The following is a 26,491-nucleotide window of genomic DNA, read 5'->3' on the forward strand; positions in this document are numbered from 1 at the left end:
GAAAGGCAATTTTAACATACTGCGAGCAGGACTAAATCGAAGTTGGAGGATTCTTTTCCATGAACATTGCATTCTTCCTGATTCCCAAAAATGAAGTCGTTCATTTGCCAGTGAATAGTACAATGCGCCAGGCCCTCGAAAAAATGGAATATCATCGTTATACGGCTGTTCCAATCATTGATGAGGATGGTAAATATGCCGGGACAATTACCGAAGGGGATTTACTATGGAAAATGAAAAACACACCAGGCTTAACCTTTGCTGATACAGAGCGGGTTATGATAAACGAAATTCCTTGGCGGATAATCAATAATCCAGTGCGTGTAAATGCTCACATAGAAGGGCTGCTCTCCTTAGCCATCGTACAAAATTTTGTTCCAGTGGTGGATGACAGCGGAATCTTTATCGGGATCATTCGCCGAAGAGAGATTATTGAGCATTACGCAAAACAATGTTCGATAAAATCAGATGCTATATAAATCGTATACCGTAGCAAAAAAACGAGGGCGGCATAAAAGCCGCACCTCGTTTTTTACTATGAGATACAATAAAGGCGCAATGCCGCCGCCCGCGGCACACAAAGTAGAACGCAAAAAATAGGTTAAAAAAACAGAACCTTTTGTGTCCTATTGCCTTGCATAGATTACAAATCAAGATTGACGATGGTTCTGCCTTGAAGTTTTCCCTGCAGGATTAAGTCAATTTTTTTATCTAAGCCCTCTAATGATACTTCTTCGACATTTTGTTCCAGCTGAAGAGGTTTCCATTCATTTGCGAGTAAAGACCAGAGTTCCAAACGCAAGTCCATAGGACACATTACCGAATCCACTCCATATAGAGTGATGCCTCTTAAGATAAATGGATATACAGAAGTTAATAACTCAGGAGAGGCTACATTTCCGCAGCACGTTACACTGCCGCCATAGTTAGTGGATTTTAACGCAGTGGCTAACATATTTCCGCCAACGGTATCAATGACTCCAGCCCAATTTCCTTTTAAAAGGATTCTTCCTGATTGATCATTAAGCTCTTCTCTTAAGATGATATCTTTGGCGCCGAGTTGTAATAACATCTCTTTAGCTTCTGCTTTACCAGTAGCTGCAATCACACTATAGCCAAGCTTATGTAAGATGCTAACTGCAATACTGCCTACGCCGCCTGTTGCTCCCGTTACCAAGATATTACCTGCATCGGGTTTAATACCGCCATGTATCATTTTATAGACGGAAAGAGCAGCCGTAAAGCCGGCAGTGCCGTAGATCATACTTTCTCGTAATGAAAGATTCTCAGGTAACTTAACTACCCATTCTGCAGGTACTCTAAGATACTGACCGTAGCCGCCAGATGTATTCATCCCTAAATCATAACCAGTAACCAGGACTTCATCCCCAGTATGAAACTTTTCATTACTGCTTTTTACAATAATTCCTGCGGCGTCGATGCCTGGAGTATGAGGATATTTCCTTGTCACGCCCTTATTGCCGGAGGCAGATAAAGCATCCTTATAATTTAAAGAAGAATATTTCACCTGGATTAAAACTTCTCCCTCTGGAAGGGCAGTAAGCTCTCTATTGATAATTTCTCTTGAAAATGTAGCATCCGTATTCTCTGTTACTAACATGGCTTTAAAATGGGTTATAGACATAGATTCACTTTCCTTTCCTAATTGAATAAAGTTTGTTAAAAACATTATAACAGAAAATAGTTTTGTGTCAAACCATTATCTGTTTTTGAAGAATATTCCATATTGACATGGGATTTTACCTAGTACTATAATTACAATGGCTATTCCGATATAGAATTATTATTTGTTAACGAGGTTGTTATATGAAGGATAAATATATCGTCTACTTTATCAGTAGAACGAAAGATAAAATGTTACACTTTATTGAAAAGCAACTACAGAAAAATGAATTGGATGATTTGATTCCGTCTCATGGAAATATCCTTACCGCCCTTTATGAAAATCATGATAAGCTAACCATGAAGCAAATAGCCAAAACAATCGGCAAGGACAAATCAACGATAACACCATTAGTAAATAAACTAATGGATTTAGGCTATATCACAAGAGAAAAAAATCAAATGGATAAGAGAGTTACGTATATCATGCTTACGGAGAAGGGCAAGCAAATGCAGGCAAAGTTCAGTGGGATCTCAAATGAGGTATATCGAACAGCCTATAAGGGTTTTTCCGTTGAAGAACAGAAGGTTTTTCTACGTTTATTAAAGAAATTAAATAATAATTTTGATTCGGTTTAGTATTAACCGATTGGATAAAGATAACTCCAGCAGAGTAAAGAAAAATTTGCTGGAGTTTATTTCAATTGTAATAAACTCCAGCAGTGAGGGTGTACTTTATATTGTTAACTTAGTGTTGTGTACTGATAATACTGCCGTCAACCCCGATGATTACAAAGTCAAAGGGGATGGACTTGCCGCTGTTTTCTAATGCTTCCCGGGCAGCATTTACCAAACCGCTGCAGCAAGGCTTTTCCATCCGCAATACGGTGATGCTGCTGATGGTATTGGATTGGAAGATTTCTTTCAGCTTGTCGGCATAATTGCCCTCATCCAGCTTTGGACAGCCAATTAGGGTAATTTTATCACGCATAAAATCGTGATGAATGTTAGCATAGGCATATGCCGTACAATCTGCGGCAATCAAAACATGAGCATTGTCAAAATAACTAGCAGTGACAGGAATGAGTTTGATCTGACAAGGCCATTGCTGCAATTGGGATTGTGGCACAATTGTTTGCTCTGGCAGTTGGCTGCCAGCCATTTTTCTTTCAATTCGGTTGGAACGGCTTCCAGGGCATTGAAATGCTGTATTCGCCTGAGCAATGGCAGGGGCAGTAACAGGTTGTTCTTCCAGGGTAATCGCACCATTCGGGCATACTGGCAAGCAGATTCCCAGGCCGTCGCATTGGGAGGCTGAAATCAATTTGGCTTTACCATTCACTAATTGCAAAGCACCTTCATGACAGGTTTGGGTGCAAATTCCACATCCGGTGCATTTCTCTTCATCGATTCTACTAACTTTTCGAAGTTGCATCGTAGATTCCTCCTAAGGGATATTCATTGAATTCTTATACCTAACTGTAATACAATAGAGGTAAAAAATCGGTAGCTATAGCTACCTAAAGTGAGGTGAGGATCATTTGGATGCAAATATAGTAAAAATTCTGGTCTCATCGCCGATTTTTCATGATATTTCACCGAGTCAGCTAGATATCATGTTAGATTGTCTAAATCCTAAAATCAATACCTATAACAAAAACAGCTATATTGCCGTCCAGGGTGAACCCTATACGGGTTTGGGCATCTTGTTATTAGGAGAGGCAGCAATCATCAAGGAAAGTGCGTCAGGCAGCCGTGTTATCATGACGGTGATTGGTCCGGGAGATTTGTTTGGAGAAATGATCGCTTTCTCACCAAGAAAACATTGGCCGGCATCGGTTTTTGCACAAGGTACATGCTCAGTGATGTTTTTACCCCCTGAGAAAATAATTGGTGAATGCACTCAAGTTTGTGGAGGCTATAAGCAACTGATTAAAAACATGCTGGTGCTTTTATCAACTAAGGCACTAATGCTGAATCAAAGAGTGGAATATTTGGCGATAAAAGGCATGCGGGAGAAAATAAGTATTTATCTTCTTGAGCAATATAAGATCAATCAAAAAAATACCTTTGTTTTGCCCTTAAAACGCAATGAATTAGCTGATTTTCTCAGCGTTTCCCGCACAGCACTTTCCCGGGAGTTAGGCCGCATGCGTGACGAGGGCATCATCGAATTTTATCGGACATCAGTTAAAATTAATAATCTTGCCATGCTAAGAAGAGGAGCTGAGTGAGCCCAGCGTATTTGGATTTTGAAATAGAAATCTTCTGGCGGATAAACTGGCGTTGCAGGAATATTCCTTCTAATGGAAAAGAGTACATAGAGAACGATGGAATGAGGAGAGATATATATCATGGTAATTGTAATTGCAAGACAAACGCTGAAACCCGGAAAAAAGGCTGAACTATTTGCTCTGGCAAAAGACGTGATTGCAGCCACCCGGAAAGAAGAGAAATGTATAAGTTATGAGCTGCTGGATGATCCATATGACGACAATCGCTGCGCTTTTGTAGAAAGATGGGGAGACAAAGAGGCTCTTGTAGAACATCTTAAAACACCTCATCTTAATGAATGGCGGCAAAAATCAGCCAACCTGTTGGCTGAAAAAACGACAATTGAGCTTTATCAGTCTGATGAAATAAGCTTCTGACAGAGAGTATGCCATGTTTCAAAGTAGATAGTAAGAATCAAAGAACACAAAGATGCAAAAAGAACACAGCGATGTGTTTATTCTGCATCTTTGTGTTCTTTGTGTTTCAGAACGGCTATGTTTTGATGGATGAGTTAGTGTTTTCTTATAGAATTTATAAGTTGTGTAAGTAAAAAACATAAGAAATTATGAACCACAAAGGCACAATGCCGCTGATGTGGCACACAAAGGAGTGCACAGAAAATATAAATACCCCCCCTTTGTGCCCTTTGCGCCTTTGTGGTTCGATTCGTTTATCTGCTTAAAATATGACGTGGCGAGGTGTTTCTTATTTTCAAATCATCATAGCTGCAATGCAGCTATGATGATTTGCGTTGGTTGCGAAACTCTAAGGGGGTATAATTCATAAATTTTTTAAACATTACATTATAGTAGTTTTGATTATTGAATCCCACAGAAAGAGCGATATCCAAGACAGATAAATTTTCCTACAATAGCAGTTCCTTGCTTTTTTCAATACGGATTTCATTTAGGTACTGAGAAAAATTTTTCCCTGTCTCCTTTTTAAATAAGCTGCAAAGATAGTATTTGCTGATATTCAGGTGTGCTGCAATATCCGATAGTGTGATTGTTTCATGGTAACGTGCATTCAGGTAATCAATGGATTTTTTGACATAGGCACTATAGGGCATGTCATTAAATTTTTTGATTTTTTGCTTTAGAAACGCACTATCTGCTGCTATGGTGCCCAGCAATGTGATTAAGTAAGGTATACAATAGGTTGGCTTGTATACGATGTCAAAGAGATTGACAGCTTCCAAAGTAGTGTAAGGACCTAGGATGTGAAAGCCCCAATTGATGTTTTTGCTGCAAACCCAGCAAGCGGTGAAAGAAATAGATTCCAAGCAGGGGATCGTAATGATGCAATTCTCGGTCTTTGTGACAAGTTCCTGGCGTACTTGCTCAAAAATGTCATGGTGTTTAAAAAAATCTTCCATATCTCGGTTATAGCCAGCGGAATGAATGAGATTTCCGTTGAAATCAAAGGTTCGGATGGGAAGATGAGTACACAAAAAGAATTTTGTATCGATTTGACGGATATGTTCTTGAACCGACATGTAGTATACCTCCAAAACATCAGATAGGATTCTTAATTTTGACTTTAGAATTGTGCAGATCGTTACAATATGATAACCGTTATCAATTATTTGATTTTATTTATTGTATTCTTCTTTGCTTTGCTTGTCAATGAGTCTTGGTGAGCGTGTCAAGGATTCTGCAAGACATTTATTTTCTGAAAATCACAATATTATTATAAAAATCGTAATATCCTTCTAAGAAATTCGTAAGAGAAATGCTATCTTTAATTGAGAAATAAAATCAGTGTAATTTCATGAAAGGAACGGATGTACGTTACTTTCATACTGAGATAAAGTAAGGGAGTAATAGCATGACAAGAAAATTATGGATTTTGGGATTGGCGGTTGTAATCGCTGGCGGTCTCATTACTGGTATTTATGTCAACAAGACGGTGTTATACCAAGCCGATCAGAGTGTGCCAGTTTCAGCAAAGGGTCAAGTAGGGAGAAAAAGTCATTCTTATCTTGGAAAAGAATATATCTTGCCTGATAAGATTGACAAAATTGTAGTTACTGGTGCGCTGGAAGCATTAGAGGATCTGTTAGTTTTGGGGGTGAAGCCCGTTGGTGTTATGACGATTGGCGGGACGTTTCCTACCCTGTTTGCAGACATTACGAAAGATGCGAAACCCATCGGAGAACGGATGCAGCCTAGCTTTGAAGCGATTTTGAAAATAAGACCGGATGTCATTTTGAGCAGTGACAAATTCCCTGCATCTACGGCAGAGCAATTGAAAAAAATTGCTCCGACCATCCCCATATCCCATTTTCCCATTGACGGGAAAGCCAATCTCCTCTTTCTTGGCGAATTGACTGGTAAGCAAGAACAGGCAAAAGAAGTGCTGCGAAAGTATGAGCAGGATGCGGCAGCTGCCAAAGTTCGCTTGCCGGAAGGGGTGAAGGACAAAAAAGTGGTAGCAGTACGAATTCGTGCGGGTAATATTGGTGTTTATCCAGCGAATGTATTTTTTAATGAAATACTGTATGGCGAATTAGGTTTGTCTGTCCCAGAGGAAATCAAAGCCGTTAAAGCACAGGAAGTCATTTCTTTGGAGAAGTTCAGCGAAATGGACCCGGATTATATCTTTCTGCAATATGCGGTGCTTGAAAGTCCGGCACAGCCTAACGTATTGAAAGACTTGCAGCAGAATCCGATTTGGCGGAGTATGAAAGCAGTAAAAAATAATAATGTGTTTATCAATGTAGTTGACCCTTTGGTGCAAGGGGTAGCAATCGGTGGAAAAATTCAGTTTCTAAATGCTGCTATAGAAAAATTATCACAATAAACGGTACAAAGTGAGTGGAACCAATGTATGTAAAACGTTATTTTCCCTATATGATTTTGCTGGCATCTCCAGCGTTGATCCTTCTGATGGCGGCTTTATCTATACTATATGGTGCAAAAGAGATTGATATGATGACGATACGAAATGCCATATTTCAATTCGATCCCACCAATGTGGATCACCAGATTATTATGAGTTCCCGCCTGCCCAGAGTGATGGGAACCATGCTGATTGGCTGCGCTCTTGCGGTATCCGGGGCGCTGATGCAGGGAATTACCAGAAATTATCTGGCTTCTCCCGGAATTATGGGTATCAGTGATGGTTCAATTTTAGCCGTTACCTTGAGTATGATTTTGCTGCCCGAAGCCTCTGATTTGCAGCGGATCATATTTTCCTTTGCCGGATCTGCTCTTGGGGCAGGGATTGTCTTTGGTTTGGGATCCATATTGCCCAATGGATTATCGCCAGTCAGACTGGCTATCTTAGGGACGATTATTGGAACATTTCTAAGCAGCTTTGCTTCTGCCTTAGCAATCTATTTTCAAATCTCTCAGGATATTGGCTTTTGGTATCATGCGCGTCTGCATCAGTTGCAGCCGGAGCAAGTAGGATTAGCGATTCCCTTTGTAGTAGGCGGAATGCTTGCGGCTCTTCGGATTGCTAGATCTGTCACCGTACTTTCCTTGGGAGAAGAAGTGGCGGTCAGCTTGGGGCAGCGGACTACTGTCGTAAAAGTCTTGGCTGCTGCTGCTGTCATGCTTTTGACGGGGAGTGCTGTGGCTTTAGCTGGTAAAATTGCTTTCGTAGGTCTGATTATTCCTCATATCGTCCGCTTCCTTGTAGGTGCTGATTATAAATGGGTCATACCTTGTTCAGGGGCACTAGGGGCCATCTTTTTGGCTTTATCTGATATAGTAAGCCGCTTTCTCAACTATCCCTTCGAGACTCCAGTTGGAGTCATTACCTCATTGATTGGCGTGCCTTTCTTTCTTTATTTAGCGAGGAAAAAGGGGGGCAATAAGTATGCTTAAATACAGTCAGGAGCGTTTTGTGGGCATCATGCTTACTGCTCTAGGGCTAATTGTGGCTGCTATTTATATAAGCCTTAGTTATGGAGTCTTTGATCTTACTTTTGCTGAGGTCGTTAAGACGCTATTTGGCAGTCAGAGCAACGGAGAATATGATGTACTGATTTATCAATTTCGACTGCCCAGGATCGTGATTGCCGGATTGGTAGGGGCGGGGCTGGGGGTCGCCGGAGCTGTATTACAAGGTGTTTCCCGAAATGGACTGGCTGATCCTGGCATCTTAGGCATTAATGCTGGAGCGGGCCTTGCCATTGTCGTATTTATGTTCTTTTATCAGGGGAAACTTGCTGGAACGGATTGGTTTTCGATACTGGCTATGCCCTTTTTTGGTTTAATTGGAGGATTAGCTGCTTCAATTTTGGTATATCTTCTTTCCTGGAAAAATGGGAGGCTGGATTCTCAACGCTTCTTGTTAACGGGAATTGCTCTTGATTCTGGTTTTGCGGCACTTTCATTGTATATTACATTAAAAATGGATCCTACGGAATTTCACACAGCGACAGTTTGGAGCGTCGGCAGTCTGTTTCATGCCAATTGGCAATATAGCATCTCCATATTGCCATGGTTCTTATTTTTACTGCCTATCATTTTCTGGAAAGCCCATATTCTTGATTTGTTCCAACTAGAGGAAAGCAGCGTCAAAAGCCTGGGTGTTTCTGTAGGGAGAGAGCAGGTTATTTTATTGCTTTGCAGCACTGGGCTGGTTAGTGCCTGTGTTTCTGTGTCCGGGAGCATCGGGTTTGTAGGATTAATTGTTCCTCATTTAGCCAAATCCCTGACGGGTATTCGCCATCAGCAAATGATTCCTCTATGTGCAATGTTAGGCATGCTTCTTGTGATAGTGGCAGATTTTATCGCCAAAAACATCTTTGCACCGGCAGAAATCGCTACAGGGACAATCATATCCCTGATTGGAGTACCTTATTTTGTTTATTTGTTATTTAGAAGTAAAGCCTAAGAGGATGTGTATGGATATGAGTATACTTAGAACAGAAAAACTGCAAGCGGGCTATGAGCAGCATACGGTTTTCCAGGATCTTAATTTTTCTGTAAAAGAAGGGAAAATCACCACGATTATTGGTCCAAATGGTTGTGGTAAATCAACACTATTGAAAACCATGGGACGGATTCTTAAACAGAAGGCAGGAACCGTCTTTTTATATAACCAGGATCTAAGAAGCCTTGCTACCCGGGAAATCGCTAAAAGACTCACACTTCTTCCCCAAAATTCAGTGGGACCTAATGAATTGACAGTAGAAGAATTGGTTACATACGGGCGGTTCCCCCATCTCAATCAAGGACAAAAAAGTTCAATAGCTGATCAAAAGGCCATTGAATGGGCTATGGATATTACCAAAACGATTTCTTTTCGGCATCGGGAGCTGGGCAGTTTGTCAGGAGGAGAACGGCAAAAGGTATGGCTGGCGATGGCATTGGCACAAGAAACCGCAATTCTTCTATTGGATGAACCGACTACCTATTTGGATATGGTGCATCAGTTAGAAGTGCTAAAGATCGTGCAGCAGTTAAATCGTCAGCGGCAGTGCACCATTGTTATGGTGCTGCATGATATTAACCACGCTGCCCGTTTTTCTCACGAGATTGTTGCGATGAAAGAAGGTCATATCGTTGCGTTGGGCAGCCCTCAGGAAATGATCACGCCAGAAGTATTAAAACAAGTTTTTTGTATTGATGCCAGAGTGATGCTTGATCCTCGGGATGGAGTACCTGTTTGTTTTAGTTACGACAATCTACAGACAGAGAAGGAAGCAATAGGAGGAGAGGCATGAAGGGAAAGCTGATTCTTACCACTTTTATGAGCAGCGAAATCTGTATTTACCTGCCGCCATCCTATGATATGCATGAGGAGCATTTTCCCGTTGTTTATCTGCATGATGGCGGTTACCTGTTTTGCGACTGTCTGAGTGAGTTAGAAGAAATGATGATTGAAAAAGAACTGCGAGAGTTTATCTTTGCAGGTATTAAACCGGATAATCGCAATGATGAGTATACTCCTTGGTTTGCGAAAGCAGTTACAGCAGGATTTTCAGACTTTGGCGGTCAGGGAGCCAAGTATCTTGCGTTTTTGGTAAAGGATCTGAAACCGTACATTGATGAGAAGTATCGTACGATGAGGAATCCGGAAAATACAGTAATTGCAGGTGCATCTTTTGGGGGTTTGATCTCGATGTATGCGGCGTACCTGTATCCTGGGGTTTTTGGCAGAATCGCCTCTATCTCAGGCTCTTTTTGGTATGCAGGATTTACTGCGTTTATGCGTTCAGCAGATATTGTACAGTTTGGGCGCAGGATCTACATGGACGTTGGATCATTAGAGGGTACAAGAAAAGACAATGCTCAAAGAAACATGGTCGCAAAGAATCAAGAAGTTCATGAGATTTTATTGGATAAAGGGTTTCTTAAGGAGCACTGCCAATTTGTTACCCACGAAGGTGGGGACCATGGGCACTCCTTCTTTCTGAAGCGTTTCCCAACAGCATTACAATGGTTATTCCCATAAAGATGACCAGTTGCTCTAAAAGATAGAGCAGCTGGTCATTTTTTGTTTCAAGGTAGATATTTTTACTATAGCAGAATGCATATGTTTTGTAGGTCAAAAATATCGAATGTTATGAACCACAAAGGCACAATGCCGCCGTCCGCGGCACACAAAGGAGAACACAAAAAATATAAATAAAATCCTTTGTGTACTTTGCGTCTTTGTGGTTCGATTATGTTTTTAGTTATTTTAAAAGACGCATAAGGATTTTCTTAAGAAAGCGAAAAGCTTCTCTTCGGCTATGCCAAAGGTAGTTCTTTCAGAGCTGCGCAAAAATCCAACTTCTAGATCCAGATTCAAATCCTGTACTATTTTTACTGCCGTACCAGCAGGAGCTGGTGTGACGGTAGCTGCGGGAACCAGGGCAATGCCATGATTTGCTTGGACATAATACTTAAGTGCAGCTAAACTGTTGATTTCAAGTGTTGTGTAAGAAGTGCCTATTTTTTGTAATAGAATGGATAGTTTTTTTCGAAAAACACATTCGCGAGAGGTAACTAGAAATCGCTCTCCTTTTAAATCCTGTATCGTGATATCTTGTTTTACTGCAAGGGGATTCACGGAAGGAACCAGCAATACAAGGGGCTCAGAAAATAAAGGATCAAACGTTAAGCCAGAGCTGGTTGTTGGTACAGAAGAAATAGCAAAGTCGATTTCGCCTTTTAGAGTGAGTTCCGTTAAGGTGCATGTATTTCCAATTTGAATTGATATTTGTACTTTGGGATGGCGCTCCATGAAGGCAGCGAGAATGTTAGGCAATCGGAAACTTGCAGCTGGTTCCATAGCACCTATTAAAATGGAACCGGATTCTCCGAGGGTGATATCGCTCATGGTATTTTGCAATTGATCGACGTCTCGTAGGATATGGGCGGATTGTTCGCTGCAGATTCTTCCTGCTTCTGTCAGACGAAAGCTTTTCCCCCGTTCAAATAAGGTTACTCCCAAATCTCGCTCTAATTTTTGAATTTGCATCGTTACAGTGGATTGTGCATAGCGAAGCTCTTGGGCGGCTTGTTGGAAGTTCCCCAGTTTTACAATCGTTAGGAATGTTTTGAGTCCTCGTAGGTCCATATTTGTTATCACTCCAATATTGATAGTTCAATAATATTGATATAATCATTCTCTTATTTCAATTATACAGAATTAAAGAGATGTAGTACAATGAAATTAGAAAATTACTAGTACCTTATCTCCGTTAAAACTATAGATAATTTAGCCAGGATTTTTTTGACCTGCAAAGCGGAGGAGCCGCGCAGATCGGGAATCACACAAGGTACTAGGGGTGGGGGAATGATGTATGACAGGAATAACGTTACAGGGGATACAAGATGCTGCATGTGATTTCACAAGGAACAGTCCAATGAATACGATTGCAGAGTTAGATTCATTGCAGCTTTTTGATGCGCCGCTGATTGCAGCAGCAGATGCCTTTGACCCATTATTTACAAAGTTAAAGGAAAAAGAGGTTGTAGGTCCGCAGCATCTAATGCCCCAGGAGTGGTTAGAAGGTGCCAAGTCGGTTATATCTTACTTCCTGCCCTTGACGAAAAGAGTCCGTGAAGCGAATCGAAAATTAGGGGTGGCTGCTCGGGAATGGATGTATGGGCGCTATGAAGGAGAGCAATTCAATAACTCTTTGAGTAAATATTTAGTAGAGTTTTTTGAAGGCTCTGGAATGAGAGCCGTTGCCCCCGTTATGGATTCTCGTTTTAGTGTGGTGAATCGCCGCAGTAATTGGTCAGAACGGCATGTTGCCTTTGTAGCTGGTTTAGGAACCTTTAGCCTGAATCGGTCATTAATTACAACTCATGGTTCCGCAGGCAGGATTGGCAGTATCATTGTAGATGTTATCATTGATCCTACTGAGCGGCAGTATACTGCAATTGATGAACATTGCATCAAATGTGGTGCTTGTATCTTGCGCTGTCCTCCTTTGGCGATCAATGAGCAAGGTAAGGATAATGCAGTTTGCTCAGATTACCTTGATCGCGTATTGGCGCGCTATCGTCCCAGATACGGCTGTGGAAAATGTCAGACCGCTGTGCCTTGTGAAGCGCGTATTCCCCGCGTACAAGCAAGTTCTATGTCTGTAAACAGATAATAAATCAAATAGCACTATTAATGAAAATCCTAATGTTAGACAACATTTAAACAACAAAAATATATAGCTTTATAAAAAAATTGAACCGCGAAGTCGCGAAGCAGTACGAAGAACAGGTCGAGATATGTGTATTCTCTATTCTTCGTAGTCTTCGCATCATTGCGGTTCAAAAATTTTTTATATAATTGGTTTAATTGCATATAGTCAAATGCAGTTCAAAGAAATCCTTTCGATACAAAATATAGGATGGGAAAAAGTTGTACCTTCTCACGAGGGGTTAGGAGTGAGCACCAATGAGAATTAATAGCGCCATTGTGGAAACGAATAAGGCTGCGAGTCAGAAAGATAATGTGTCAAAGAAGAAGCCGCTATCACTTGTTCCTAATAGAGAGACAAGTTCTGCAAATTATGAAGATGCTGTCAAGGTTGAAATGTCTGAAGATACAAAGAATAAGGCTGATATACCGGCGCAAACATTGAAAAATATGCAAAATGGCGTATCCTTGCTGCAAGCTGCGGATCAAGATTTAGATAAAATTCGCAGCATGCTTGAGCGAGGAAAAGAACTAGCTGCTCAAGCGGCTGATTCTCAAGACGAAGCTGAAAAGGAAAGGCTTCAAAATGAAATTAATAGTATAAATCATGATATTGACAGCTATAAAACCACTTACTCATCAGATCCGAATAATGAAGAGATTATGACTGCCTTAAAAAGTGATTGGTTAGAAGTAGCAGAAGATGTCATAAAGGAGCGTTATGGGCTAGTCGGCGATGGAGCAGAATTACAGATCGTGCTGGATGAAGATGCTGTGCCTTATCTTGCTGCGATCATGTACAATTACGACAAAGATGGCAAAGCCATTAACCAGACCATGCATATTGCCGTTAAGAGCGCACTTCCGGCTGCTTTGCCTAATGGGGGAAGAGACCCAGGGCAGTACGACGATCGCGTTATTACTCATGAGATGGTTCATGTGCTCATGGGGCGGACAATGAACTTTCAGGCGATGCCTAACTGGTTTAAAGAAGGAACTGCAGAGTTTATCCATGGCCCTAATGAAAGGGTTGCTGGTGATTTAAAGCGTAGTGGTGGAGGTATGAAAGGCGCAACAGCGCTTCAAGATGCTTTGGGGGATGGGACCAATAATTCCTGGGCGAATACGAGTTTAAATTATTCGGCAGCTTCCATGGCAGTACGTTATTTACATATGAAAATAAAAGAAGATGGCTATAGCGGCGGCGTAAAAGATTTGTTAACGGATCTAAAGTCCAACCCAACGGAAAGCCTTGATCAAGCTTTGAACAATGTCTCTCGTTATTCTAATGTGAAAGATTTTGTTAATGATTACGTTAAAAATGGGAACGGAGCTGCATTTATCCATAAGCTTGATGTAGCGGGTGAATTTAGAGCTTCTCTAGCTGGAGGCGATACTGGAGCTATAGGAGGAGCTACTGTTGATGGTGGTCCTGTTCAGACGGCAGAATCGGTAATTCCTGATATCAATCATCCGACCGAGACACCGCTGGATAACTTCCGCGTTATCTGGCCAACTAGGGAAGATAAAATTCCATATCAGGACAATAAAGCTGCTATGATTGAAAGTAGTATGGGAAATTACACACAGTTTAAAGTGGATAGCAAGGCTCTTGGTACGGATCAAGTAGATGTTGTTAATCATTCTGATGCAGCCAGCGGAATTTTTGATGAGGCGATATCCTATGTTACCAATAAACAAGTGCAGCTTGGCGATATAAAAAATAAATTAAACAATCAAGAGAGTGAGACCGCTGAAAAGGTCAATTCTTTGGCGATAACAGATTCCCACATGGTCAAAAAAGAAATGGAACAAGTAAAAACCAGCCTGGGTGATGCAAATGCTAGAATTGTGTCGAAGATAGCAAGACTACAGCCTGAGAGAGTATTGCAACTGCTGAAAAGTAGTTAGGAAAGAGGGATAAATATTAACTCCTGCAAGGAATGAACTTGCAGGAGTTTGTATGTAAAATGAGAAATAGAATAGAAACAGAGATTTTTTAGAAAAGACACGAGTGGCTCTAGATCAGTTGCAACAAAGGTAAGGATAGATAGAGTTATTCAAAAATGTAAAAGTGAAGGTGAACCATGAAAGTTGCTATATTAGTCAGAGAAGAAACCATGAAGCGTTGTACTGGTAAAGGCTGCCTTAATGCCTTCTTTCAAAGAAAGGATGCTTTTGCCGGATACGAGGGCGATATTGAGCTTATAACTTTTTCTCATGCTGACGGCGATATCGATCATAAGATTGAGACGATGATCAAAAATGGCGTGGATGTGGTGCATTTGTCTACCTGCATGCGGGGGAAAGCCGTTAATTATGAGGCATTGGCAAAGCGTCTAAGCGAGCATTTTGATGTCGTAGGATATACCCATGGATCAAAAGAAGGCAAGGGGCAAGAGACAATTATTATGAAGAGAGTTACTAAGTAAAGAAAATATAAGATGTTTTGAACCACAAAGGCGCAATGCCGCTGCCCGCGGCACACAAAGGAGAACACAAAAAATATAATAAAACCCTTTGTGTCCTTTGCGTCTTTGTGGTTCAATTATTTGTTTTGAAAAACGCGTCGGAATATTATAGATATTTTAGCCGACCTGTTCTTCGCGGTTCTAAAGGTTTTAAAAAAAAGGACGCGCAGCATTTTCTTAGAATGCAGGGAATTTTGACAATCTCACAGTTTTCTGATAGGATAAACCAATTGTATTGGAATCCTGTTTGTGTTGCATGGGGGGATGGCTGTGAGTCAGTTATCGTTATTTAAACTTGCCTGGCCGATATTTTTGGAATTATTTCTGATTACGTTGGTAGGGTTTGTAAATGTATTTATATTGAGTAAGTATGACAGTGTTGCTGCAGCAGCTGTGGAAGCTACGATTCAAATTCTATGGAATTTTCTTCTGGTATTTGCCATCATTTCCATGGGAACCTCGGTTTTAGTGGCGCAGAATGTAGGGGCCAAACGACCGGAAGAAATTGATAAAGTAGCTGCTGTATCTCTGCTATTTAATGCGATTCTGGGCGGGATAGCCAGTTTGGTGCTAGTCATTGGCGGAAAAAAGATGTTGATGTTTATGGGAATTGCTGATAATTTATTATCCTACGCTCATACCTACTTGCTTCTGGCAGGTGGTTTTATTTTTTTTGATGCGATGCTGTCGTCGGCTGATGCCATACTGAAAGGCTTTGGGAAAACAAAGCAGTGTCTTGCGATTACCGCTTTTATGAATATTTTAAATTTGATCGGTTCCGTAGTACTGGGGCTTGGGGTGGCAGGAATTCCGGCGATGGGGGTTTATGGTGTTGGGATTGCGGCTGTTTGCAGTAAAGGAATTGCAGTGTGCTCTGCCTTGGTATATTTATTTACTAAGCTGCTTAAGCTTGATATCCTGCGTCATTTACTTCAATTTCCTAAGACGCAATTGAAACAATTATTGAAGATTGGCTTTCCGGCTGCAATGGAAAACATGTCTTATAACATGAGTCAGACAGTGCTCATGACCATCATTATTGTCCATTTGGGCGCCGATGCGTATATTACTCGCACCTATGCCTGGTCCATTATTAAAATGGCCTTCCTATTTTCCTTAGCTATTGGGCAAGCCAATATTATTATGATCGGGCAATTAGTGGGTGCCAGGAAATTTGAAGAAGCAGAGAAAGCTGGAATGCATAATTTTTTGATTGCCTTTGGTTCTGCCTGGATCATTGGCGGTATGTTGTTCTTATTTAGGTATCATCTCATCGGGATATTCACCACGGATGCAAAGATTATCGCTCTTGGTGCCCTGATCTTTGCAATTGATGCTCTTCTAGAGCCGGGACGAACGTTTAATATTGTCTTTATTTATGGTTTGCGGGGAGCTGGAGATGTCAATTTTCCTGTGATCGTTGCCATACTTTCCATGTGGTCTGTTACCATCGGGCTGGGTTACTACCTGGGAGTCATTTTAGGATTTGGTCTGCCGGCGATTTGGGCTCTGATGCTTGTCGATGAATGGCTGCGTGGAATGTGTATGTTATGGCGCTGGAAAAGCGGTGCATGGAAGGCCAAGATCATGGTATAAGGAACTTGGCGGTATCCTCCAGTTTCAACGGAGATTTCTTTCGTGGTCCGCCGAATTCTGTCATGTACTTCCAGTAACGCTTTGGCATATGGCTCATGCGGCATTTAGGGTTATGACGGCCTTGTATTTCGATGGTATCGTAGAAGAGCTGCCATAGTTCCCGGTAGGATTGTTCTTGTTCATCCGGTTCAGGTAGTTCAAGATCCTCAATGGGAATAATGGCTGACTGGTAAGGCTGATAAACCAGTGCCATGCCATGGGTTTTATCATAGATTAGAAAACGCTCTTCTGGATAACGTTCACTAAAATGCTGGGTCATCAGCGGCAGTACGTAATTCTTGGGCTCTATTTGGGCAACCAGAATATTGCTGAAGATGGAAAAGCGTACAAATCCTTTCAGCAGGTGACTTTCGTTATCCAAATGCTTTACTGCCTTAAAAAGGATGTTGACTACATCATTGGCCAACATACTCATTACGGATTGGCCATGGCGGTAGCCTAAACGCAGGAATAAAAGGATGTACAATTCTTTTTGTGTAAAGCAGGTTAAGAAGGCGCGGCGTATAAAGTTCAGAGCATCGAATCCCATTTTTTCTGGGATGGAAGCCAGCACTCGGCTCGACTTTTGAACATCGGTCCGAATTTCTTTAACGGTAAAAAGCAACGTCTGAGAGGTATCCGGCAGAATGATTTCTGTCGGAATTTCTTTTTTATCATAGCTTTCAAATACGCAGCAGAGCAGCCCGTCAAAGCTTCCGTCATAACGATAAATCAGATTGGATTGGTCAAACATCTTTGAAGATCCTCCTGTGGGAATCCAGATGGTATCATGGGTGGTTGTTCAAAAAGGGAGAGCTGCTTGATCTGTGATTGAAGCGGGAAACTCTGGTGATACATACCCAAGGTTTTCTCTGACATTAAAGACTGCAGTACTTTATCCTGAGTAATTTTTAAACCGCCTGTGACTTTACCGCCACAAGTAATAAAATACTGTGCTCGCTTTAGTACAACTCCCAGTTTCTTTAGATCATTGAATTGGAGGGTAGCTGAGCGGCGGGCAATAACAATTCGTTTGGCGCTATTTACTCCAATGCCCGGCACCCGCAGCAAGTCACTGTAGGGTGCCCGGTTTACATTCATAGGAAAGAAATCCATATGATGGAGTGCCCAATTGCATTTGGGGTCTAAATAGGGATTGAAGCTTTGGTGATGCTGATCCAGGAGCTCATTTGCCGTGAAACCGTAAAATCGAAGCAGCCAATCCGCTTGATAAAGCCTATGCTCGCGCCAAAGAGGCGGAGTTGTATCTAAGGTGGGCAGCAGGGTGCTTTCGGCTACAGGCATATAGGCAGAAAAAAATACCCGCTTTAACTTATATTTTTTATAAAGACCTTCTGTTAAATTCAAGATCTGAAAATCAGTATCTGGCGTAGCACCGATAATCATTTGGGTACTCTGACCGGCAGGAACAAACTTTGGTGCATGGCGATATTTTATGATATCCTTGGAATTTTCTTGGATGCGATTTTGAATGTATTTCATAGGCGCTAAAATAGAATGCTTTGACTTGTCCGGCGCCAGCATCTGCAGACTACTCTGGGAAGGCAGTTCAATATTTACACTCATGCGATCGGTTAGCATGCCCAACTGGGCAATGAGACCGCTGTCTGTTCCAGGGATGGCTTTTGCATGGATGTACCCGAAAAATCGGTATTCCTCTCGCAGAATGCGCAGTGCCTCAATCATTTGCTCGGTGGTATAGTCAGGATTTTTCAGTACGCCAGAACTCAAGAAAAGCCCTTCAATATAATTGCGTCGATAAAAATTGATGGTCAGTTCTGCCAATTCCCGTGGTGTGAAAGACGCTCGAGGGGTGTCATTTGACTTCCGGTTTACACAGTATTTACAGTCATAGGCGCATACGTTGGTCATCAGTACCTTTAATAGTGAGATGCACCGACCGTCTCCTGAGAAGCTGTGGCAGATGCCGCTGGCCGCTGCACTGCCAATTCCTCCGGCAGCCGCCTTTTTATTCACTCCGCTGGAGGTGCAGGCCACATCATATTTGGCTGCGTCGGTCAAAATTTTCAGCTTGTCAAAAACATCCATGTGCATTAACTCCTTTAAGTATCTTCATTATATTGTAGAACATACGTTTGGTTTTTGCAAAGGAATTTTTAACCTTTTCAGATACGACCTATTCTGCGCTTTTTTCTTACGAGTTGAATATAGTACCATGTAGAGACTTTTGATGGAGTGATTTGCATGGGATATTTTATTGAAGTGGAGCCAAACGTAAATCTTTATGTGGAAGATGTCAACCCGGGAAGCTGTAAGACCATTGTATTTATACATGGTTGGCCTGCCAATCATAGAATGTTTGAATATCAATTTGACCAGCTCCCGGCAATGGGCTATCGCTGTATCGGAATTGATCTTAGAGGGTTCGGCAATTCGGATAAGCCTTGGGGAGGCTATGACTACGATCAATCGGCAGATGATATTCGATGTGTGGTTGAAGCCCTTGGTTTGGAGAACTTTGTACTTGGAGGACATTCTACAGGGGGAGGCATTGTGATTCGCTACATGGCCCGTCACAATGGCTATGGGGTAGCAAAGCTTGCCCTTTTTGCAGCTGCAGCTCCAAGTTTGATTCAACGTCCGTATTTTCCTCATGGCTTAAGGAAAGAGGATGTAGATAAAATCATTCAAGACACACTGAATGATCGTCCCAAAATGCTTAGGGGCTTTGGAGATATGTTTTTCTTTCAGTATGTATCTCAGCCTTTCTCAGACTGGTTCTTTCAATTAGGACTACAAGCGGCAGGCTGGTCTACCGCTGCGGTTGCAAACTCGTGGCTAGATGAAGAAAGGCTCTTTTCCGATCTTGAAGCCATATGCGTTCCTACATTAATTCTTCATGGCATTCATGATAAAGTTTGCCTGTTTCCATTAGCTATTGCACAACATGAAGGAATTAGAAATTCTAAACTTGTACCCTTTAAATACAGCGGTCACGGATTGTTCTATGACCAGCGGGATAAGTTCAATAAGGAATTGGTGCAATTTGTGGAGGAATGAAATCTTTTAACATTTGAATAGACAGCCGTGAATGTATAATGCCCCTTGGTCAGTGATTGACCAAGGGGCATTGACTAGTAGTCCACCAAGCCTAAATCCATGGTGTTCTTGTCGCAATATTTCCCGTCCAGCTTCGTTATCGTCACCTTGCATATGTCCGATATGCGCGGCTCCTCCGCCTTGCTGGACGAAAAATCTCGCACAATTCATCCCATAGCTTTGGTCTTGGCGGACTACTAGCCTACTGTGTTAATTAATGTTCCCAGACCAGTAATTGATAGTTCCAGTTTGTCTCCAGGCTTCAAAAATACAGGAGGTGTTGAATAGGCTCCGACCCCGGCGGGGGTGCCGGTAGAGATAATATCTCCGGGTTCAAGAGTGATACCAGAGGAAATCGTACTGATAAGTGTTGGAATGTCAAAAATTAGAGAATTCGTGTTAGCATGCTGTCTTAGCTCGCCGTTTACCTTTAATGTTACCGTTAGGTCATTGACCGAAGGAACAGAAGTCTTGTGAACAAGGAAGGGACCCATTGGTGCTGTAGTATCAAGACTTTTGCCGCGAAACCACTGCTGGTGACGCTTTTGTAAATCCCGCGCCGTCACATCATTAAGAATGGTATAGCCAAATACATAGTCCATTGCCTCTTCTTTGCTAACATAGGAAGCCTTCTTCCCAATGATTACAGCCAGCTCTACCTCGTAATCCAAAGCACTTGTAACTTGGCTATGACTGTTAATGATATCGCCAGGACCAATTACCGTGGTGGGAGCCTTGGTAAAGATAACTGGATATTTAGGGATGGCCACACTCGGGTCGGCGCTTTTGTCACCCTCCATAGCGTGTTCGGCATAGTTTTTGCCAATGCAGAAAATATTTTTGGCAGGACGAGGAATTGGCGCCACAATCCGGATGTTGTCCGGTGACAGCAGAAATGGAAGATCGCTTTGTGCTTCCACTGATTTCACGATCGACTTGACTCGCTGTAAAGCTAATTCACCTTGTTGAATAAGAGAGAGTAGCGCAGCTGGTAATATGGTTTGACCATAAAAATGATGCTCGGCGGTCAGCAGAGGAATGATCTGTTTCTGATCTGCTGTGAAGAGGCCTATTTCTTCTTGACCGTTAGATTGATATGTTAAAAAATGCATGCAAGTATCCCTCCTCTTAAAAAATAGTATACAAAATTTAACATAATCCCATTTTACAGTTTTGTCAATCACTATATGAGAAAAATCTAAAACGTTATTCTCATTATTAGGGAAATGTTTCATAGTAAAGCAGCTCTGGTAAAATAAAAGCTTTTGTATGCTCGGGGAATAGAGGCTTCACCTTTGTCCCTGACGAAGTTTATAGATAGTAAGTAGGAATAAGTAGAGTGGTTTTTTAGGGGAATTTATGGAGGGGGATTTTTAATATGAAAATTGCAATCATTTCACCAATTGCATGGAGGACGCCGCCTAGGCATTATGGTCCTTGGGAGAGAGTCGTTTCGTTATTGGCAGAGGGACTTGTGAAAGAGGGGATTGATGTAACACTCTATGCTACTGGCGATTCATTAACCAATGCGAAGCTTCGTAGTGTGTGCAAAGCGCCCTATGAAGAAGACAAAGAACTGGATGCTAAAGTTTGGGAATCTTTGCATATATCCGAAATCATGGAGCAGGCAGATGAATTTGACATCATACATAACAATTATGATTTTCTGCCTCTGACCTATAGCAGTCTTATAAAAACACCTGTTATAACAACGATACATGGATTTTCCTCGCCTAAAATTTTGCCTGTGTATAGAAAATATAACAAAAAAACACACTATGTTTCTATTAGTAATGCGGACCGGCATGAAGATCTTGATTATATAAGGACTGTGTACCATGGTATTGATATCGAAAAATTCACATTCAACAAAGAACAGGGCAATTATTTAGTTTATTTTGGAAGAATACATAGGGACAAGGGAACTTGGGAGGCAATACAAGTTGCTAAAAGAGCAAAAATGAAGCTGGTTATTGCTGGTATTATACAGGATAAGTCCTATTACGAAAATGATGTAGAGCCATATCTTAATGATGACGTATGCTATATTGGCTCCGTAGGTCCTGAAGAAAGAAATAGAGTACTGGGTAATGCATACGCATTGTTACATCCCATTCATTTTAATGAACCTTTTGGTCTTAGTATTGTGGAGTCAATGGCATGCGGAACACCTGTCCTTGCATTTAATAAAGGTTCGATGCCTGAAATTATTCAGGATGGCGTGAATGGGCTTATTGTGTCTGATGTGGAAGAAATGGCTGAGAAAATTAAAGATGTCAGAAATATTTCACGGGAAGTCTGCCGCAAAACGGTTGAATGCAAATTTACACAGGAGCAAATGGTAAAACAATATATTGAGGTTTACAAAGAAATATTAAAAAAATTATAGTTAATAAGGAATAAAAAGCTCTTGGGCATTACAAATAGAGGATTAATTTATGCATATGTCCTGCTATAAATCAGAATATTGTTAAAAAATGTTCAATAGAAATGGATGATTGTTTATTCAGGAAAAACGGTTATTTGACGGAAATGATTATTTGTAGTATAATAAAACATAAATCGTTTGAACCTACTGTCTGACGATTAGTAACAATACCATATTGTGTTTTAACCGCCACGGGATATACAGACTGGGTGTGAGATATCACACTTGCCGGCAACGCGCCGAATATCCAAACGTAGGGGGGTTTTTTTATGGATAAAAATAGGTTTGGCACTCAGTTGGAAAATGATAATCATACATTTATAGAACTGTTTAAGCGGCATCCAAAGAATCCGATTTTGACAGCGAAAGACTGGCCCTATCCTGCGCATTCAGTATTCAATCCAGCAGCCACTATGTTTCACGGTAAAGTATTGTTGCTGGCTCGTGTAGAGGATAGACGAGGTTTTTCCCACCTGACTAAGGCGATTAGTGATGATGGAGTCAGCAATTGGCAGATTGACAGAGTGCCAACGCTGGAATCAGATCCGTTAAATTATCCGGAGGAACGGTGGGGAATTGAAGATCCTAGGATTACTTGGCTTGCTGAACTAAATAAGTGGGCGATAACCTATACTGCTTACTCTCGTCGTGGACCACTTGTAGCGATGGCACTGACAAATGACTTTATCACGTTTGAGCGGATCGGACCGCTCATGCCGCCGGAAGACAAAGATGCCGCACTTTTTCCTCGTCGAATACAGGGAAAATGGGTCCTGATTCATCGGCCAATTACTACTAATTATGTACCAGGTTCTCACATCTGGTTATCATATTCTGATAGTAACTTTACCCATTGGGGAGACCGCCAGGTGGTAATGCACGCCCGTCGAGGTGGCTGGTGGGATGGTGGAAAAATTGGTCTTGCAGCGCCACCTATCGAGACTGCTGAAGGCTGGATACTCTTGTATCACGGGGTGCGCCAAACAGCTTCTGGTTCGATTTACCGAATCGGCCTGGCATTACTGGATCTGGATAATCCGGCAAAGGTATTGCACCGCACTGATGAATGGGTCTTTGGTCCAACGGAAGGGTATGAACGGGAGGGGGACGTTGATGACGTCGTTTTTCCAAGCGGCTGGGTGTTAGACGATAAGACCGGATTGCTTAAAATGTACTATGGGGGGGCCGATTCTTGTATTGCCTTGGCTACTGCCAGCGTAGGGGATTTGCTGGAATATATAAAAAAGTGTCCAGAACCCTTAGATGAAGCGCTTTATTAGTCAGAGTCGTTGCTAAAATCAGACGTTACTCTTCATTAGATACCTAAGCTGAAAATAAAAAGACTATAACATGTGACCATGAGTCTTGAAGAAAGGAAGAGAATAAAATGAATTTTATAAAAAATTTACTAATTTTCACGGGTGAAATATGAAACTATATCACTTTACGACAGAGGAGAATTTGGAACAAATATTGGAGCACGGCTGCCTTAACCAGTCAGGTGGAGGAGTTGTATGGCTAACTAAGAACAAGGAACTAGAAGCGCAGGAATGGTCTGGGGGAAATAATGCTACGATTAGAATCAGCGTGTCACTTCTTAACATATCACATTTTGGTAAGAACGCGCCGCCGCAGAAACTAGTAGAAGGTGCAAAGGATTGGTATACAACATGTCAGCCGATCCCGCAGAAACTATGGATTGATGTTGAATCTCTCAGAAAAGGCCATTGGGGGATTCATAAAGGACTAAGCTATAAAAATAGAAAAATGTAATGACTGATAATGGTCATCAACAGTGGATCTAGAAGACATCTAAAGGTGTTTCAAATTGCTGGTGATGACCATTTTTGCTAAGATGTGCGTACAATGGTGGTTTGCGCTTTGTTGAAGTTTGGTACAATCCAAGTTTGTAAAAGTAGATTAATGAATATAACCAGCGTAAATCGATAAGATGCAGCTAAACATCTATAAAAAGGCTGCTCAAAATGAAGGAGATAAAGAAAATGGTTGGAGAAAATAGAATCAAGAATATTGGTTTTTTAAGTACGTATCCTCCTCGAGAATGCGGACTAGCTACATTTACGGAAGACCTAATAAACGAAATTAATAAAATAACATTGGTTAGGCCCAGTGTCATTGCAGTAGTAGATAAGGAAGAGTATACAAATTCAAAGGTACATTATAAATTGAGCCAGCACGATCGTACAAGCTATATAAAGACCGCAGCATGGGCCAATGATAATTTGGATCTTTTAGTTATTGAACATGAATATGGGATCTTTGGCGGCGAATGTGGCGAATACATTATTGATTTAGCGAAAGGACTAAAAATTCCTTTTATTGTTACAACACATACTGTATTGCTAGAACCATCTTTGAAGCAATGTACTGTCCTCAGGGATCTAGGGAGGCTTAGCACAAAGGTCGTGACTATGGCGCAAAGTTCCATTTCCATATTGGCAGGGACGTATAGTATCGAGTCAGAGAAGATTGTGTTCATACCTCATGGCGTTCCTAATATGAAGGTTGAATCCCGTGAAAAATTGAAAGCCCGACATGGTTTGCAGAAAAAGGAAGTTATTAGCAGCTTTGGACTCATTAGCCCAGCGAAAGGTATCGAGTATGGAATTGAAGCGGTGGCGAAGGTTGTCCCGGATTATAAAAATCTGATGTATCTGATTCTTGGTAAGACTCATCCATGCGTCAAAGAAAGCATGGGCGAAACATACAGGCAGAGTCTGATGGATTTAGCACAAAGCCTTGGGGTGCAAAATAACATTCGATTTATTGATAAATACCTGACAAAAGAAGAAGTAATTACCTATCTTCACATGTCTGATATGTATCTGACGCCTTATCTATCAAAAGAGCAGGCAGTCAGCGGAACGCTGGCATACGCCATGGGGTGTGGACGAGTAATTGTATCAACTCCATACCGATATGCAGAGGAAATGCTGGGAGACGGTCGTGGAATGCTTAGCAAATTTAGAGATTCTGACTCAATTGCATCATGTATTCGAACGGTACTCGGGAACTCACCTGGAAAGAAAGCAATGGAGATGAAAACATTGGCAGTTGGTCAGACAATGACCTGGTCTACTGTAGCAAAGCAATATGTTCAGTTATGCGCGGATAGTATTCAACCAGCCCGGCGCTTACTTCCAAAATCCCATCCCCATCTTACGATCGCTAAGCAAAGCGGAATGAGGGCTATATAATGAACCAATTAGGCAACGTCTTTGATGACGCACATATCTTTCGTATGACCGATGATACGGGTATGTTTCAACATACCCGTTACAATGTTCCTGATTTGGCTAAAGGGTATACCACTGACGACAATGCCCGGGCATTAATTATGGCAGTGATGCTTTATGAAACGAGACGCAAGCCCGAATACCTCGTATTAATTTATCGCTACCTGGCATTTATTTTGTATGCCCAGAATGAAAATGGTCATTTTCGGAACTTTATGACATATGGTCGTCAATTCACGGAAGCAGAAGGATCGGAAGAATGCTTTGGTCGCTGCCTCTGGGCTTTAGGATATACATTGGCTTCACCAGTAATGCCCGGTGGGATAAAGGATGCATGTACGAGTGCGATCACCCGTGCATTACCGATTATTTCTTCTCTTAAATGCCTGCGGGGACAGGCATATGTTCTGATCGGTCTTGGTCTTATCCCAGATATAAAAAGGGATAGCCTTATTCTTAAGCTCGCAGATGCTATTGGAAATTGCTTTGAGCAGTGCTCTGGAGAAAATTGGAAATGGTTCGAAGACAGCCTGACTTACGATAATGGGGTTCTGCCGTGGGCTATGTTCGTGGCTTCCTATCAAACAGGGCAGGAACGCTTTCTCCATATCGGGCGTGAAAGTATGGAATTTCTCGACCAAGATGCTTTTCGGGATGGCTTTTTCCGACCAGTGGGTTGCAGAGGATGGCGGATGCGGGGGGCTGAACCGGCATTATATGACCAGCAGCCAGTCGAGGCATCCATGTCCACACTAGCTCATTTGGCTGCTTATAAGGTGACTGGTGATGAATCTATGCTGGAATTGGCCAGACGAAGTTTTGCCTGGTATTTGGGGGAAAATTCTCGCAATGAAAGTTTAATTGATGCAGAAACTGGTGGCTGCTTTGATGGCATTATGGTTGAGGGCTTGAACCGTAATCAAGGTGCTGAAAGTATTGTTGGCTATGCAATCGCTAATCTGGCTTTGGATAATGCAGCATCAGCACCATTGGGGATTCATGACCAATTTTTACAAAACACAGAAGAAGCATCACCGCAATCTAATTGGAGAAGATTGGGGAAAGTTATTTTACCTTCATGGCGTCAAGCCAATCGCAAATAAAATAAATATTGGGCGGTAATTCAGCATAAAAAG

At 41.7% G+C, this 26,491-nt stretch carries 28 protein-coding genes; 19 read left to right on the top strand and 9 right to left on the bottom strand.

Annotated features, from left to right (window positions below):
- Positions 1-59: 59 nt before the first annotated feature.
- The gene (locus LMF89_RS04750) at positions 60-479 is read left to right on the top strand and encodes a CBS domain-containing protein (RefSeq protein WP_229534111.1); all 420 of its coding nucleotides are present in this window, start codon (positions 60-62) and stop codon (positions 477-479) included.
- A 164-nt stretch (positions 480-643) separates the two neighbouring features.
- Here LMF89_RS04750 and LMF89_RS04755 read toward each other — a convergent pair whose 3' ends face one another.
- The gene (locus LMF89_RS04755; protein WP_229534112.1) at positions 644-1,645 is read right to left on the bottom strand and encodes a YhdH/YhfP family quinone oxidoreductase; all 1,002 of its coding nucleotides are present in this window, start codon (positions 1,643-1,645) and stop codon (positions 644-646) included.
- 182 nt (positions 1,646-1,827) lie between these two features.
- Here LMF89_RS04755 and LMF89_RS04760 point away from each other — a divergent pair, with 182 nt between their 5' ends.
- Complete coding sequence (locus LMF89_RS04760; protein ID WP_007961042.1) at positions 1,828-2,262, top strand: MarR family winged helix-turn-helix transcriptional regulator; 435 nt, start codon at positions 1,828-1,830, stop codon at positions 2,260-2,262.
- A 109-nt stretch (positions 2,263-2,371) separates the two neighbouring features.
- On the opposite strand, the gene LMF89_RS04765 is transcribed toward LMF89_RS04760, so the two are convergent.
- Positions 2,372-3,058, bottom strand: coding sequence for an ATP-binding protein (locus LMF89_RS04765; protein ID WP_229534113.1), 687 nt, complete (start codon positions 3,056-3,058; stop codon positions 2,372-2,374).
- Positions 3,059-3,164: 106 nt separating this feature from the next.
- On the opposite strand from LMF89_RS04765, the gene LMF89_RS04770 reads away from it, so the two are divergent.
- Both LMF89_RS04770 and LMF89_RS04775 read left to right on the top strand, forming a co-directional pair.
- Positions 3,165-3,857: a Crp/Fnr family transcriptional regulator gene (locus tag LMF89_RS04770; RefSeq protein ID WP_229534114.1), complete on the top strand. Its 693-nt coding sequence runs from the start codon at positions 3,165-3,167 to the stop codon at positions 3,855-3,857.
- A 120-nt stretch (positions 3,858-3,977) separates the two neighbouring features.
- Positions 3,978-4,274, top strand: coding sequence for a putative quinol monooxygenase (locus tag LMF89_RS04775; RefSeq protein WP_229534115.1), 297 nt, complete (start codon positions 3,978-3,980; stop codon positions 4,272-4,274).
- 359 nt (positions 4,275-4,633) lie between these two features.
- Here the strand turns inward: LMF89_RS04775 and LMF89_RS04780 are convergent, their stop codons facing one another.
- Positions 4,634-4,747, bottom strand: coding sequence for a helix-turn-helix domain-containing protein (locus tag LMF89_RS04780; protein WP_255710960.1), 114 nt, complete (start codon positions 4,745-4,747; stop codon positions 4,634-4,636).
- 15 nt (positions 4,748-4,762) lie between these two features.
- Positions 4,763-5,392, bottom strand: coding sequence for a helix-turn-helix transcriptional regulator (locus LMF89_RS04785; RefSeq protein ID WP_229534117.1), 630 nt, complete (start codon positions 5,390-5,392; stop codon positions 4,763-4,765).
- Between the two features lie 332 nt (positions 5,393-5,724).
- Between LMF89_RS04785 and LMF89_RS04790 the strand changes: the two genes are divergently transcribed.
- From LMF89_RS04790 to LMF89_RS04810, 5 genes are read left to right on the top strand one after another with little or no spacing between them, the layout of a single operon-like run.
- Positions 5,725-6,699, top strand: a complete 975-nt coding sequence (locus tag LMF89_RS04790) for an ABC transporter substrate-binding protein (RefSeq protein ID WP_229534118.1) — start codon at positions 5,725-5,727, stop codon at positions 6,697-6,699.
- Positions 6,700-6,722: 23 nt separating this feature from the next.
- Positions 6,723-7,730: a FecCD family ABC transporter permease gene (locus tag LMF89_RS04795; protein ID WP_229534119.1), complete on the top strand. Its 1,008-nt coding sequence runs from the start codon at positions 6,723-6,725 to the stop codon at positions 7,728-7,730.
- On the top strand, positions 7,723-8,745 hold the full coding sequence (locus LMF89_RS04800) for a FecCD family ABC transporter permease (protein ID WP_229534120.1): 1,023 nt from the start codon (positions 7,723-7,725) through the stop codon (positions 8,743-8,745). Before LMF89_RS04795 ends, LMF89_RS04800 begins: the two co-directional genes overlap by 8 nt.
- A gap of 16 nt (positions 8,746-8,761) precedes the next feature.
- Complete coding sequence (locus LMF89_RS04805; protein WP_304622595.1) at positions 8,762-9,577, top strand: ABC transporter ATP-binding protein; 816 nt, start codon at positions 8,762-8,764, stop codon at positions 9,575-9,577.
- Positions 9,574-10,308 (top strand): alpha/beta hydrolase, encoded by a 735-nt coding sequence (locus LMF89_RS04810; RefSeq protein WP_229534122.1) that lies wholly within the window; start codon positions 9,574-9,576, stop codon positions 10,306-10,308. Before LMF89_RS04805 ends, LMF89_RS04810 begins: the two co-directional genes overlap by 4 nt.
- Positions 10,309-10,536: 228 nt before the next feature.
- Here LMF89_RS04810 and LMF89_RS04815 read toward each other — a convergent pair whose 3' ends face one another.
- Positions 10,537-11,418 carry a LysR family transcriptional regulator gene (locus LMF89_RS04815; protein WP_229534123.1) on the bottom strand — a complete coding sequence of 294 codons (882 nt, stop codon included), beginning with the start codon at positions 11,416-11,418 and terminating at the stop codon, positions 10,537-10,539.
- 226 nt (positions 11,419-11,644) lie between these two features.
- Between LMF89_RS04815 and LMF89_RS04820 the strand changes: the two genes are divergently transcribed.
- From LMF89_RS04820 to LMF89_RS04835, 4 genes are all read left to right on the top strand, one after another.
- Positions 11,645-12,448: an epoxyqueuosine reductase gene (locus LMF89_RS04820; protein ID WP_229534124.1), complete on the top strand. Its 804-nt coding sequence runs from the start codon at positions 11,645-11,647 to the stop codon at positions 12,446-12,448.
- A 293-nt stretch (positions 12,449-12,741) separates the two neighbouring features.
- Positions 12,742-14,394, top strand: coding sequence for a flagellinolysin (locus LMF89_RS04825; RefSeq protein ID WP_229534125.1), 1,653 nt, complete (start codon positions 12,742-12,744; stop codon positions 14,392-14,394).
- A gap of 176 nt (positions 14,395-14,570) precedes the next feature.
- Complete coding sequence (locus tag LMF89_RS04830) at positions 14,571-14,915, top strand: CGGC domain-containing protein (RefSeq protein ID WP_229534126.1); 345 nt, start codon at positions 14,571-14,573, stop codon at positions 14,913-14,915.
- 303 nt (positions 14,916-15,218) lie between these two features.
- On the top strand, positions 15,219-16,550 hold the full coding sequence (locus LMF89_RS04835; protein ID WP_229534127.1) for an MATE family efflux transporter: 1,332 nt from the start codon (positions 15,219-15,221) through the stop codon (positions 16,548-16,550).
- Here LMF89_RS04835 and LMF89_RS04840 read toward each other — a convergent pair.
- Both LMF89_RS04840 and LMF89_RS04845 read right to left on the bottom strand, forming a co-directional pair.
- Positions 16,540-17,343: a TIGR03915 family putative DNA repair protein gene (locus LMF89_RS04840; RefSeq protein WP_229534128.1), complete on the bottom strand. Its 804-nt coding sequence runs from the start codon at positions 17,341-17,343 to the stop codon at positions 16,540-16,542. The two genes, LMF89_RS04835 and LMF89_RS04840, sit on opposite strands and share 11 nt — an antisense overlap.
- Entirely contained in the window at positions 17,322-18,665 is a 1,344-nt protein-coding gene (locus LMF89_RS04845) for a putative DNA modification/repair radical SAM protein (protein WP_439651929.1), read from the bottom strand. The genes LMF89_RS04840 and LMF89_RS04845 overlap by 22 nt, the downstream gene beginning before the upstream one ends.
- A gap of 150 nt (positions 18,666-18,815) precedes the next feature.
- Between LMF89_RS04845 and LMF89_RS04850 the strand changes: the two genes are divergently transcribed.
- The gene (locus LMF89_RS04850; RefSeq protein ID WP_229534129.1) at positions 18,816-19,631 is read left to right on the top strand and encodes an alpha/beta fold hydrolase; all 816 of its coding nucleotides are present in this window, start codon (positions 18,816-18,818) and stop codon (positions 19,629-19,631) included.
- 6 nt (positions 19,632-19,637) lie between these two features.
- Here LMF89_RS04850 and LMF89_RS04855 read toward each other — a convergent pair whose 3' ends face one another.
- Positions 19,638-19,841, bottom strand: coding sequence for a hypothetical protein (locus tag LMF89_RS04855; RefSeq protein ID WP_229534130.1), 204 nt, complete (start codon positions 19,839-19,841; stop codon positions 19,638-19,640).
- Between the two features lie 26 nt (positions 19,842-19,867).
- On the bottom strand, positions 19,868-20,782 hold the full coding sequence (locus tag LMF89_RS04860) for a fumarylacetoacetate hydrolase family protein (RefSeq protein ID WP_229534131.1): 915 nt from the start codon (positions 20,780-20,782) through the stop codon (positions 19,868-19,870).
- A gap of 266 nt (positions 20,783-21,048) precedes the next feature.
- Here LMF89_RS04860 and LMF89_RS04865 point away from each other — a divergent pair, with 266 nt between their 5' ends.
- The 5 genes from LMF89_RS04865 (at position 21,049) to LMF89_RS04885 (ending at position 26,458) form a co-directional block, all read left to right on the top strand.
- Complete coding sequence (locus LMF89_RS04865; protein WP_229534132.1) at positions 21,049-22,059, top strand: glycosyltransferase family 4 protein; 1,011 nt, start codon at positions 21,049-21,051, stop codon at positions 22,057-22,059.
- 308 nt (positions 22,060-22,367) lie between these two features.
- Positions 22,368-23,378, top strand: coding sequence for a glycoside hydrolase family 130 protein (locus tag LMF89_RS04870; protein WP_229534133.1), 1,011 nt, complete (start codon positions 22,368-22,370; stop codon positions 23,376-23,378).
- Positions 23,379-23,526: 148 nt separating this feature from the next.
- Positions 23,527-23,871, top strand: a complete 345-nt coding sequence (locus LMF89_RS04875; protein ID WP_036682087.1) for a hypothetical protein — start codon at positions 23,527-23,529, stop codon at positions 23,869-23,871.
- A 230-nt stretch (positions 23,872-24,101) separates the two neighbouring features.
- Positions 24,102-25,316, top strand: a complete 1,215-nt coding sequence (locus LMF89_RS04880) for a glycosyltransferase family 4 protein (protein ID WP_229534134.1) — start codon at positions 24,102-24,104, stop codon at positions 25,314-25,316.
- Positions 25,316-26,458: an AGE family epimerase/isomerase gene (locus tag LMF89_RS04885; RefSeq protein ID WP_229534135.1), complete on the top strand. Its 1,143-nt coding sequence runs from the start codon at positions 25,316-25,318 to the stop codon at positions 26,456-26,458. The genes LMF89_RS04880 and LMF89_RS04885 overlap by 1 nt, the downstream gene beginning before the upstream one ends.
- Positions 26,459-26,491 lie beyond the last annotated feature (33 nt).

It is taken from the genome of Pelosinus baikalensis, from assembly GCF_020819555.1.
In the GTDB taxonomy this organism is placed as follows: Bacteria; Bacillota; Negativicutes; order DSM-13327; family DSM-13327; genus Pelosinus; species Pelosinus baikalensis.